Consider the following 12,441-nt stretch of genomic DNA (forward strand, 5'->3'; position numbering starts at 1 on the left):
ATGTCCGAGCTCATCGATGCGGTACTGGCAGGCGCGCCCGGCGAACGGCTCGCCGGGCTCCCGCTCCCGGACCGCTACCGGGCGGCCTATATCCGCAAACAGGACGTCGGCATGTTCGGCGACGACGAGACCGATCCCGACGTCCGCCGCTCCATCCACGTCGGCGAGGTCGCGATGCCCGAGCTGGCGCCCGACGAGGCGCTGGTCGCGGTGATGGCCTCGGCGGTCAACTTCAACACCGTCTGGTCGGCCACGTTCAAACCGGTCCCGACGTTCGCCTTCCTCGAACGCATCGGCAGGCAGGGCCCCCGCGCCGCGCGGCACGACCTCCCCGAGCAGGTGATCGGGTCCGACGCGTCGGGGGTGGTCGTACGGGTGGGCTCGGCGGTCGAGCACTGGGGGCCGGGGGATCGCGTGGTCGTCAGCCCGACCTACGCCAGCGGTCAGGTGACCTCCGGCTCCGGTGACGGCATGGTCGCCGACGACATCCTCGCCTGGGGCTACGAGACGAACTTCGGCGGGATGGCTGATTTCGCCGTGGTGAAGGCGAATCAGCTGCTGCCCAAGCCCGAGCATCTGACGTGGGAGGAATCCGCGGCCAACATGCTGTGCGGGATGACGGTGTACCGGATGCTGGTCAGCCCCAACGGCGCGCGGATGAAACAAGGCGATGTCGTGCTCATCTGGGGCGCCGCGGGCGGGCTGGGCGGCTACGCGGTGCAGATGGTCAAGAACGGCGGCGGGATCCCGGTCGCCATGGTCGGTTCCGAGGAACGCGCCGAACTCATGCGCGACCTCGGCTGCGAAGCGGTCATCAACCGGCAGGAGTTCATGAACTCGCCGGGCGGGCTCAAGAGCCCGAAGGTGCTGCGGCGGATGGGCGAGACGATCCGACGGCTCGTCGGCGAGGACCCGCACATCGTGTTCGAGCACACCGGCCAGGAGACCTTCGGCGCGTCGGTCTACCTCGCGCGGCGCGGCGGCAGCGTCGTGACCTGCGGGTCCAGTAGCGGATACCAGCACGACTACGACAACCGCTACCTGTGGATGAAGGTGAAGCGCATCGTCGGCAGCCACGGCGCGAACATGGCCGAGGCACACGAGGCCAACCGGTTACTGCGCCTGGGAATGATCGTGCCGACGCTGTCGGTCACCTATCCGCTCACCGAGGCGGGCGAGGCGACCAGGGCCGTCCAGCTCGGCAAGCACGTCGGCAAGGTCGGCATCCGCTGCCTGGCGCCGAGCGACGGCCTCGGCGTGGAGGACCACGCGCTGCGGGCACGGGTCGGCGAGCAGCGAATCGGTTTGTTCCGCAAGTACTGAGTTCCGCGAGGGGGACGGGTTTCGTGCATTCGATCCAAAGTCCACCGGCGACGGACGACCCGGCACGGGCCGGCCGCGATTCGCCGAGCTACGACGGTTACCTCGCCATCGACGGCCTGCTGCGGCTGCAACGACCGCTCAGTGTGCCGGAGCATCCCGACGAGCTCCACTTCATCGTCACGCACCAGGCGATCGAACTGTGGTTCAAGGTCGTCGTCCACGAGCTCGCCAGGTTCAAAGCCGATCTCGGCCGTGCGGCGTGGACAAGGGCGGTGGCCGGGCTCGGCCGGATCAACGCGATCCTCGCCGCGCAGACGGCGCAGCTAGGCACACTGGGGCATCTGAATCCGAAGGCGTTCCTGGAGTTCCGGAGTTTCCTCGGCACGGCGAGCGGGTTCCAGTCCGTCCAGTTCCGGGTGATCGAGGTCCTCAGCGGACTGCGGGACCCCGATTACCTGGACGGCCTGCGGGCCGCACACGGCGGCAGCCTGCCGGCGCGGGTTCTCGAGGCGTTGGCCGAGCCTGGCCTCGCCGAGATCGCGGGCGAGGCGGCGGACTGGGGCGCCGTCTACGCCGCGCCGGACGACCACGGCGCGCTTTTCCTCCTGGGAGAGGCGTTGCTGGAGTACGACCGGCTGTGGCTGGCCTGGCGCCATGAGCATCTGGTGCTGGTGGAGCGGATCATCGGGCAGGACACAAGGGGCACCGGCGGGGCCTCGGCCCGCTACCTGCAGAGGCGGTTGTCCCTGCGGTTCTTCCCATTCCTGTGGGATGTCCGGCATCGGCTCACGATGAAAGGCGGTGCCTGAGACCGTCCTCACCGGTCGTGTGCCAGTACCGTCCTGAGTGCGTCGAGGACCGCCGCGAACGCCGGTGCGTCCGGGTCGATGAGTTCGAAGTGGTCGGCGCCGGCGAGCCGCGTCAGCGTGACGTCGTCGCCGTGGGCGGTCGCCAGACGGTGGAAACGCTCGCTGATTTCGAGCGGGACACGGTCGTCCTTGTCGCCATGTATCAGCACGCAGCGCGCGTCGAGGGGAAGGAGCCGAGCCGGATCCGCCGCGTGATAGCGATCGGGAAAGCTCGCCGGTCCTACACCGAGAAGGCGGCCCACGGCACCGCCGTCCAGGTCGAGCCGATAGGCCTCGGCGAGGTCGCAGACCCCCGCGAGCGAGACGACTCCCTTGGCACGCAAAAGAGTTCCGTCACGCCCGGGGCTACCAGGAGGGAGCCGGTGCCGCGATGCCGCCCACAGCGCGAGGTGTCCACCCGCGGAATGGCCCAGCAGCACCGTGCGATCACCCTTGACGAGCCCGCCGGTGAGCGCAGGCAGCGCGTCGAGGCCGTTGGCGATGTCGGCGAACGTCCCCGGCCAGCCGCCGCGGTCCTGGCCGACACGATGATATTCCAGTGCCGCGGTGAGATGGCCGTGACGCGCCAGTTCCGCGCACAGTGGACGGATGTGGGCCCGATCGTATTCGGCTGCCCAGAATCCGCCGTGGAGGACCACTACCGTGCTCGTTACCGGACCGGAATCTGGCCACCACAGCTCGACAACGTGTTCGATGCCTTCGCCGTAGCGCAATGTGCTGTCGGATCGGCGGGCCGTCCTGCCCAGAACCTCGGCGAGACCCATCGGCGAAATCCCCCTGCCCGGCGCCGGTCGTCGAGTATCCGTTGTATACGGTCGCCAGGAACCGTCACAAGCAGATGGATCCGCGGAAACGGGGCTACCGTGAGTTTCCCAGTGACGTTTTCCCCAGGGCGCCGGTGTGTTTCCGGCTGCTTGGCAACCGTAGCCAACCGTCGTCGGCCGGACAAGAGCTTCTCGCGCCGCGGGCGGCGTAATGAAATGCCGATGTCGGCTTTCCGTCGCAGAACACCAGCTTCACTTCGACGTGGATACTGTATCCGAGTTGGTGGAAGCCTCACGACGTATAACGTCGTGAACCAGGCGACGTCGAGGATGTTCCGGTGGCTGAGCAGCGGGCTCGTGAACGTGCCGGATCTGATGATCGGTAAGGGGAAGTAGCGGGTGCTCGCTTACATCGGCGGTGTGGCTCTGTTCGCGCTGGGGATCTGTCTCTCCGTGGCGCTGCACGAAGCGGGCCACATGGTTACCGCGCGGGCATTCGGAATGAAGGTCCGCCGGTTCTTCGTGGGGTACGGGCCCACGGTGTTCTCCTTTCGGCGTGGCGGCGTCGAATACGGTCTCAAGTGGATTCCGCTCGGCGGGTTCTGCGATATCGCCGGGATGACAGCGCTCGACGAGGTCACCCCGGAGGAGTCACCCAAGGCCATGTGGCGCTTCAAGACCTGGAAGCGCACGGTCGTGATGTCCGCCGGGTCGATCACCCACTTCATCCTCGGCTTCGTGGTGCTGTACCTGATGGCCGTCACGATGGGCCTGCCCAACACGAACCCGTCGACCGACCCGGTGATCGCCACGACTTCGTGCGCGCGATCGGCCGTCACCGCCGACCAGGCCAGTAACCCCACCTGCGCGCCGGGCGACCCGAAGCCCGCGGCCGCGGCCGGGCTGCTGGCGGGGGACAAGGTGCTCTCGGTCGGCGGGAAGCCGACGCCGACCTGGTCCGACATGCTCAGCACCGTCCAAGCGTCCAGCGGGCCCACGGCCTTCCAAATCCTGCGCAACGGGCAGACCCTGACGCTGACCGTCGACATCCCCAAGGTGCAACGGCTGGCCACCGACGGGAAGGTGAAGGACGTCGGGATGATCGGCGCCTCGGCCGCCAGCCAGCCGAGCCTGATCGGCTACGGCCCGATTGACGCGGTCGGCGGGACCCTGAGCTTCACCGGCACGATGTTCACGGAGACCTGGCAGCGGATCGTCGAGTTCCCGTCGCGGATGCCCGCCGTGGTGGAGTCCATCTTCGGTGCTGAGCGCGACCCGAACACCCCGGTCAGCGTGCTCGGCGCCAGCCGGATCGGTGGGGAGGCGGTCGAACGCGGCCTGTGGGAGATCTTTCTGCTCCTGCTGGCGAGCTTGAACTTCTTCATGGGCATGTTCAATCTGCTGCCGCTGCTGCCGATGGACGGTGGGCATATCGCGGTCGTCTGGTACGAGCGGATCCGCGACTGGTTCCGCAAGGTGCGGGGCAAAGTCGCGGCCGGTCCGGTCGACTACACGAAGCTCTCCGCGGTCACGCTCGTGCTCGTGGTCATCGGCGGCGGGATCACCCTGCTCACCGTGGCCGCCGACATCGTCAACCCGATCCGTTTGCCGTAACGGAGGCTCACCGGCCAGGCGCTGTTCTCCGCGGCGGCGTCGCCCGGTACGCAGGGCCAGGTGCGCGCGGTGCAGCAGCGCACCTTCCGCTACCGCGCGGACGGCCAGGTGACCGCGATCGACGACCGGCTGCGCGGCGACCGGGTCTACGAACTGACCCCCGGCGGCCGGGTCACCGGCGTGCGGGCGAGCACCTGGTCCGAGCGGTACGCCTACGACGCGCTCGGCAACGTGGTCGCCACCGACCCCGGCCCGGAACCGTCCGATGAGGACACCCCGGCGGTCGCCGGACCGCGCCAGGTGGACGGGATGCTGCTGCGGGCAGCTGGCCGCGTCTCCTACGACTACGACGCCGCCGGCCGGGTGGTCCGGCAGGTCAAGCGCACCTTGTCGGGGCGGCGGCTGGTGCGCGAGTACGAGTGGAACGATCTCCACCAGCTCGTCGCCGTGACCACGCCGGAAGGGGTGCGCTGGCACTACGTCTACGACCCGTTCGGGCGACGGCTGGCCAAGCAGCGGCTCGACGCGGACGGCACGGTCGCCGAGGAGATCACCATCGCCTGGGACGGCACGCTGCTCGCCGAGGAGCAGCGCACGGTGGCGGGCACCACGACCGCTACCGCATGGGACTACCGCGCCGGCAGTGCCGAACCGGTCGCCCAGACCTCCCGCTCGTGGCTGGCCGACGCGCCGGCCGAAATCATCGAGACGCGGTTCCACGTGATCATCGCCGACCTGATCGGCACTCCGACCGAACTGGTCGACGCCGCGGGTCAGGTGGCCTGGTGCCAGACGACCGGTCTGTGGGGCAATCAGCTCGCGGTGTCCACTTCGGTTGGGACGAGCTGCCCGCTGCGCTTCCCGGGCCAGTACCACGACGCGGAGACCGGCCTGCACTACAACGTGCACCGCTACTACGACCCGTACACCGCGCGCTACCTGTCGCCGGACCCGCTCGGCCTGTCCCCGTCGGCCAACCACTACACCTACGTCGCCAACCCGCTGGCCGTGGCCGACCCGCTCGGCCTGGCCGGATACCAGGACCCGGCGAGCGGCCGGTTCGCCCGCGATCCGGCCCTGCCGCCCGCCGATCACGTGCACAACCGGAGCACCGAATACCCGAAAAGTTACACGCAGCAGGCACACGACGAGATGGCCGCGAAGTGGACCGACGAGGGCCGGGCGCAGGGCGGCACGCCGCGCGACCCGGTGACCGGCGAGCGGATCCCGCACGATCAGCTGACCTGGCGGGACGCCACCCGCCGGGAGATTCCCTACTACGACTCGGAAGGCCGCAAGAACCTGACCTACGAACACGTTCCGCCGGTGGTCAACCACTGGATCGAAGAGGGCCTCGCCAGACCACGCTCGATGACCTGCGCGAGACCATCAAGTCCGCGCTGTACGGTCCGAACCTGGACGCCGGCACCAGCGAGTTCCCCGGCTGAGTGTGAGCAACGAACGACCGACGTCGTGAAGACGGCAAACCAGGCGTTGGACGAACTGGACAAACACCCGCGATAGCCGCATCGCGGACGCACCGGTGCCGCTGGACACTTCCCGGCCGGCGGCACATTGCCCTCAGCGCCACTGTGCGTTGCCCGTCCGGTCAAAGATCGCCCGCGGTGAAACCATCCCGGGCGTGACGTTCGTTGAGCCGACGTGACTGAACTTCGCCGGCTCGGCTCGTCCGACCTTCTCGTCTCGTCCCTCTGCCTTGGCGGAAATGTCTTCGGCTGGACCGCTGACCAGGCCCAGTCCTTCGCGGTGCTGGACGCCTATTTCGCCGGGGGCGGCAACTTCGTCGACACCTCTGACTCGTACATGAACTACTTTCCTGAACAGGGCAACGAACCAGGCCAGTCCGAGACCATCATCGGCGACTGGCTCGCCGATCGCGGCAATCGCGACGACGTTGTCCTGGCGACCAAGGTGGGCGACCACCCGAACTACTTCGGCCTCGCGCCCGCCACCATCAAGGCCGCCGCCGAGGAGTCGCTGCGGCGGCTGCGCACCGACCACATCGACCTCTACTACACCCACTTCGACCACGACGAATCCATTCCGGTCGACGACATCATCGGCGCACTGGACGAACTCGTGCAGGCGGGCAAGGTGCGCGCCATCGGCGCTTCCAACATCAGCCCCGAACGGCTCGCCGCGTCACTGGCCTTCGCCGACCGCGCGGGCACCGCCCGCTACGTGGCGCTCCAGCCGCAGTACAACCTCGTCTCGCGCGACACCTACGAAGGCGCGCGACGCGAGATCGTGCAGCGCGAGGGGCTGGCGTGCGTGCCGTACTTCGCGCTCGCATCGGGTTTTCTCACCGGCAAGTATCGTCCGGGCCAGACCGTCGAGAACGTGCGCAACGTGCCCGGACTGGCAGGCGGCTACGCGGACACCGAACGCGGCGCGCGGGTGCTCGACGCCGTGGCCCAGGTCGCCACCGCCCGCGGGGTGGAGATGGCCACCGTGGCGCTGGCCTGGCTCGGGCAGCAGCCGACGGTGACCGCGCCGATCGCCTCCGCGCGCACTGTCGAGCAGTTGCCCGCTCTGCTCGCAGCCCAGGACCTGCACCTCTCGGACGCCGAGTTGCGCACGCTCACCTCCGCTTCCTCCTGACCGGTGCCCGCGGTCAGGAGGCACAGGTTCCAATCTGTTGCCCTTTCGGGTCGAGTTCCCCTGGCGACCGAGGTCGGCAAATGTCGCCTTATATCGGGAATGGCCCGGTCAGGAGCGACCGCGCGGTGGGTGGTGTGCCGGTGACCCGGTGTGCTGAGCTGGGAGAGTGAAGCAGGAGGGATTCACGGTGACGTTGTCGTGTCGCCGCTGATCGGGCTGTACACAATACCGACTGGGAAGTGAGCAGGATCTCGTGAGTAATCCGTTGGTCGCGCCGGTGAAGGACTCGACGACGGCGGTGTCCGGTATTCCGTTGCTGGAGGGCGCGACGGAGCTGAAGACGGCCATCGAGAGCAAGGACTGGGCCGGTGTGGCGATGGGCGCGGTGGGGACCGCCCTGGACGCCCTGACGATGGCGATGGACCCGATCGGCGCGGTCTTCGCCGCCGGGGTCGGCTGGTTGATCGAGCATGTCGGCCCGCTGAAGGAGGCGCTGAACGCGCTGACGGGCAACGCGGACGAGATCGCGGCGCAGTCGGAGACCTGGACCAACATCGCCAAGGAGCTGGAGAGCGTCTCCGCGGAGCTGGTGGATCTGGTCGAGAAGGATCTGCAGAGCTGGAAGGGTGACTCGGCGGACGCGTACCGCAAGCAGGCCGAGAACACCGCGACCCTGATCGCCAGCGCGCAGAAGGGTTCCGAGGGCGCGGCCAGCGGGGTGAAGACCGCGGGCGAGGTGGTGGCGGCGGTCCGCACGCTGGTCCGCGACATCATCGCCGAACTGGTCGGGCATCTGATCTCGTGGGCATTGCAGGTGGTGTTCACACTCGGGATCGGGATGACGTGGGTGGTGCCGCAGGTGGTGGCCGCGGTGGCGAAGACGGCGTCGAAGATCGCGAGCGTCACTACGAAGCTGGTGAAGGCACTCAAGGCGTTGGTGCCGTTGCTGAAGAAGGCCGGGACGCTCTTCGATGACGCCGGGAAGGCGTTGAAGAGCCTCAGGGGCGGCAAGCCCAAGGCCCCACCCAAACCGAAGGACATCAACTCCTCGAAGGGATCGCCGGGCAAGGACGGCAACTCGTCCGGGGACTCGACCACGACCTCCAGCGCTGGTCCGGGATCGACGAACAATGCCGGGACCGGTGGTGGGAACAGCGGCGGCGGTTCGCGGCCGCATGGCGAGACGGACCAGGGCGGCACACACGGGCCGGGCGGGGCGCCGCCACCGGGTCGTGGCCCTTCCGGCGGGAACAATTCGACCTCCGCTTCGGGTGCGGGGCCGGGTGTCCGGGGGAACAGCCGCGGTCCGCGGCAGGACGGGGTACCCGACAAGAACAAGAACACCTGCGGTGACCCGATCGACGTGGCCGCCGGTGACGTGGTGCTCGCGCAGACCGACGTCGAACTGGCCGCGGCGCTGCCGCTGGTGCTGCGCCGCGTGCACCTGTCCTCCTACCGGGCGGGCTGGTCGTTCGGCCCGAACTGGGCGTCCACTGTGGACCAACGGCTGGAGGTCGACGGGGAAGGGGTGTCGTTCGCCGGCGATGACGGCACGCTCCTGTTCTACCCGCATCCGATGCCGCAATCCCTGCCGCTGGCAGGGCCGCGGCGGCCGCTGGCGTTGACCGGCGAGGGCTACACGGTCACCCTGCCGGAGCAGGGCCGGACGCTGCATTTCGGCGGCGGCACCGGGGTGCTGCCCTTGCGCGCCATCACCGATCGCAACGGGCACCGCGTCGAGTTCGTCCGCGACGACGCCGGGGTGCCGACCGAGATCCGGCACAGCGGGGGCTATCGCATCCGGGTCGAGTCGGCGGGCGGGATGATCCGCGCCCTGCACTTGTGTGGCGCTGACGACGGTGCCGACCTGCTGCTACTGCGGTACGGCTACGAGCACGGCCGGCTCGCCGAGGTCACCAACGCCTCCGGGACGCCGCTGCGGTTCAGCTACGACGGCGCCGGCCGGATGACCGGCTGGACCGACCGCAACGGTGCCTGGTACCGCTACGGCTACGACTCCGAGGGGCGGGTGGTGCGGGCCGAAGGTTCCGGCGGATTCCTCAGCGGCACCATGGCGTACGAGGACAAGGTGCGGCGATGGACCAACTCGCTGGGACAGCAGACCGTCTACCACCTCAACGAACTGGGCCAGACCGTGCGTGAGGTCGACCCGGCAGGGCACGAGGTCCGTTCGGAATGGGACGCCTTCGACCGGCTGCTCTCCTGGACCGATCCGCTGGGCCGGACAGTGCGGTACGAGCACGACGAGTTCGGGAACGTGGTGGCGGTGACCCGGCCGGATGGCTCGCAGACCCGGTGGGAGCACAACGGTCTCGGGCTGCCGGTGACGATGATCGCGGCGGACGGAACGGTTTCACGGCAGGAATACGACGAGCGCGGCAATCTCACCCGCACGATCGACGCGGCGGGCCGCGCGAGCGGCTATGGCTACGACGAGCAGGGGAACCTCTCCACGATCACGGACCCTCTCGGCGGAGTGCGCACCATCCTGAGCAACGACGCCGGACTGCCGGTGTCGGTCACCGATCCCTCGGGCGCGGTCACCCGGTACGAGCGGGACGGATTCGGGCGGGTCTCCGCCGTGGTGGATCCGGCCGGAGCCGCCACGCGGTTCGGCTGGACCGTGGACGGCCTGCCTGCCTGGGAGACTTCGCCGGACGGGACCACGCAACGGTGGATCTACGATGGCGAAGGCAACCTGCGTACCTATGTCGACGCCCTCGGCCAGATCCATCGCACCGAGGTCACCCATGCCGACCTGCCCTCCGCCGAGACTCGTCCCGACGGCACCCGCATGGAGTACGGCTACGACACCGAACTCCGGTTGACCAGCGTCACCAACCAGCAAGGCCTCGTGTGGCGCTACGAATACAACGTGGCGGGCGATCTGGTGCGGGAGACCGACTTCAACGGCCGGGTGCTGACGTACCGGCACGACGCGGCCGGGCAGCTGGTCGAACGCGTCAACGGCGTGGGGGAGACCGCGCAGTTCCACTACGACGTCCTCGGGCGCGTCGTGGAACGCCGCAACGGCGCGGCGGTCACCACGTTCGCCTACGACGCGGCGGGCCGCGTGATCGAAGCGACGAACCCGGACGCGCGTGTCACCTTCACCCGGGACCTGGACGGACGGGTGCTCACCGAGACCGTCAACGGCCGGACCGTCGCCTCGGTCTACGATCCGCTCGGCAGGCTGGTCCGCCGCCGCACGCCGTCCGGAGCGGAGAGCGTGTGGGACTACGATGCGGGTCCCCGGCCGGTGTCGCTGCACACCGCCGGGCGCACGCTGCGCTTCGCCTACGACAGCGCGGGCAACGAAACCCGGCGGGAATGGGGCAGCCAGGCGGTACTCGCCCAGTCCTGGGACGGCGGCCACCGGCTGCGCTCGCAGTCACTCACCGATGCCACGGGAACCGAGACACAGCGACGTTCCTACCGGTACCGCGAGGACGGTTTCCTGACGGCCATGGACGATCGGCTCACCGGTCCGCGCCGGTTCGACCTCGATCGAGTGGGCCGGGTCGTGGCTGTCAGCGGCTCGGGCTGGAGCGAGCGATATGCCTACGACGCCGCGGGAAACGTCGCGCACGCGTCGTTGCCGACCGCTCCCGAGCCGACCGGCGAGGAATTCGGCGCACGGGAATACCGTGGCACACTGATCCGCCGGGCCGGCAACGTCCGCTATGAGCACGACGCCCAGGGCCGGGTGGTGCTGCGGCAACGGAAGCGGTTGTCCCGTCGCCCCGACACCTGGCGGTACTTCTGGAACTCCGACGACTGCCTTTCCGAGGTGCTCACCCCTGATGGCACCCGCTGGCGTTACCGTTACGACGCGCTCGGCCGCCGGATCGCCAAGCAGCGGCTCACTCCCGACGGTTCCGGGGTGCTGGAGCAGATCGAATTCGCCTGGGACGGGCTCGTACTGGCCGAACAGGCGCACACGGTCGGCACCGGTCCGGGGGACGCCCGTGTCACGGTGTGGAACTGCGAACCGGACACCGGCCGCCCACTGACCCAGACCGAGCGATCACCGCTGCGCCACGCGCCGCAGCAATGGATCGACGAACGGTTCTATTCGATCATCACCGATCTGGTGGGCACGCCGACCGAGCTGGTGGACGACCGAGGCGACGTGGCCTGGTTCCACCGCACGACGCTCTGGGGTGCCACGGCGTTGAGCCGGGGCGGCGCGGGAACCGGCACCCCGTTGCGTTTCCCCGGCCAGTACCACGACCCGGAAACCGGCTTCAACTACAACGTCCTGCGCCACTACGATCCCGAGTCCGCCCGATACGGCAGCGCCGACCCGATCGGCCTGCGAGGGGGAGCCAACCCCCATCAGTACGTGCCCAACCCGCACACCTGGCTGGACCCGCTCGGGCTCACCCCGTGCCAGGAACAGCTCGCCGCCGATCTCGGCGACCGGGCCTCCTATTACCACCGCATGCTCAATCCGCGAACCGGCGAATACAACACGGTGTCCGTGATCAGGGTGCGCGACAGTCAGGGCAACGAATTCAATGTTGTCACGCAGAATGGCGGAGACGATTTCACCAAAGCGCAGCGAGGAGCCGCTCAGCCCGGCGATCTGCTGGTTCGCGTACCCGGTGGAGTCGATCGGCACGCCGAGATGAACGGGATGGCCGTCATCCGGAATCAGGGATGGACGCCGATAGCCGGCGGCGCGAGTAGGCCCGTGTGTACGCCTTGTGGCACGACATTGTGGAACCAGCATGGTGCGCAGGTGGTCGGGCCCGAATACCTGGGCGAGGGGACCGGGCAGACCGGATTCATCTTCCCTCTTCCCGCGAATCCGACATGACGAACGAGAGTCCGGTCGGCAGCTCGGATGCCGACGGGATTCAGTCGATGGCGCGGGACGACCTCGTCGACCATCTGGTCGACGAGGTCGGCGCTCACTTCCCAGTCCGGCGAGAGAACTGGCGAACAAGCATCCCGGATCTATTGAGGGGTAAGTCAAATGTGGCGTGACTGGGCCTCTTGCGGCGAAGGACCCTTCGCTGGATCCGAGGTCGGAGGTGCCCTTTGTGGCGTGCTTCTGGGCCGGGCTGCGGGCGGCAGTCGTTCCTGAGTGTCCACAGAGGACGCCCTATGGCTTCCTGATGTCCGATTGATGGCTAGATGTGCAGTTTTGGCGGGGGTCGTGAGTGGCAAAGAGGGTTAGAACCCGCTTTGCCACTCACGACCGCCTTCGCAAAGCGTGCACA

The 12,441-nt window shown here is 68.5% G+C and carries 7 protein-coding genes; 6 read left to right on the forward strand and 1 reads right to left on the reverse strand.

Annotated features, from left to right (window positions below; all coding sequences use genetic code 11):
* Both ccrA and CFP71_RS44130 read left to right on the forward strand, forming a co-directional pair.
* Entirely contained in the window at positions 1-1,323 is a 1,323-nt protein-coding gene (gene ccrA / locus CFP71_RS13010) for a crotonyl-CoA carboxylase/reductase (RefSeq protein WP_093934115.1), read from the forward strand.
* Positions 1,324-1,346: 23 nt separating this feature from the next.
* Entirely contained in the window at positions 1,347-2,132 is a 786-nt protein-coding gene (locus tag CFP71_RS44130; protein WP_167406102.1) for a tryptophan 2,3-dioxygenase family protein, read from the forward strand.
* An 8-nt stretch (positions 2,133-2,140) separates the two neighbouring features.
* Here CFP71_RS44130 and CFP71_RS13020 read toward each other — a convergent pair whose 3' ends face one another.
* The gene (locus CFP71_RS13020) at positions 2,141-2,956 is read right to left on the reverse strand and encodes an alpha/beta hydrolase family protein (protein ID WP_208635943.1); all 816 of its coding nucleotides are present in this window, start codon (positions 2,954-2,956) and stop codon (positions 2,141-2,143) included.
* 399 nt (positions 2,957-3,355) lie between these two features.
* Between CFP71_RS13020 and CFP71_RS13025 the strand changes: the two genes are divergently transcribed.
* The 4 genes from CFP71_RS13025 to CFP71_RS13040 all read left to right on the forward strand — a co-directional run bounded on the left by CFP71_RS13025 (position 3,356) and on the right by CFP71_RS13040 (position 12,035).
* Positions 3,356-4,570: a M50 family metallopeptidase gene (locus CFP71_RS13025; protein WP_093934116.1), complete on the forward strand. Its 1,215-nt coding sequence runs from the start codon at positions 3,356-3,358 to the stop codon at positions 4,568-4,570.
* Between the two features lie 60 nt (positions 4,571-4,630).
* Positions 4,631-6,094 (forward strand): RHS repeat-associated core domain-containing protein, encoded by a 1,464-nt coding sequence (locus tag CFP71_RS13030; RefSeq protein WP_244199653.1) that lies wholly within the window; start codon positions 4,631-4,633, stop codon positions 6,092-6,094.
* Between the two features lie 138 nt (positions 6,095-6,232).
* The gene (locus CFP71_RS13035; protein WP_093934118.1) at positions 6,233-7,192 is read left to right on the forward strand and encodes an aldo/keto reductase; all 960 of its coding nucleotides are present in this window, start codon (positions 6,233-6,235) and stop codon (positions 7,190-7,192) included.
* Positions 7,193-7,445: 253 nt separating this feature from the next.
* Positions 7,446-12,035, forward strand: coding sequence for an RHS repeat-associated core domain-containing protein (locus CFP71_RS13040; protein WP_244199654.1), 4,590 nt, complete (start codon positions 7,446-7,448; stop codon positions 12,033-12,035).
* The last annotated feature ends 406 nt before the right edge of the window (positions 12,036-12,441 follow it).

The organism is Amycolatopsis thailandensis (assembly GCF_002234405.1).
GTDB classification, from domain to species: Bacteria; Actinomycetota; Actinomycetes; order Mycobacteriales; family Pseudonocardiaceae; genus Amycolatopsis; species Amycolatopsis thailandensis.

Coding starts and splice junctions, on each gene's coding strand:
- ccrA (WP_093934115.1), top strand. CDS start 1: ATGTCCGAGCTCATCGATGCGGTACTGGCAGGCGCGCCCGGCGAACGG.
- CFP71_RS13020 (WP_208635943.1), bottom strand. CDS start 2,956: ATGGGTCTCGCCGAGGTTCTGGGCAGGACGGCCCGCCGATCCGACAGC.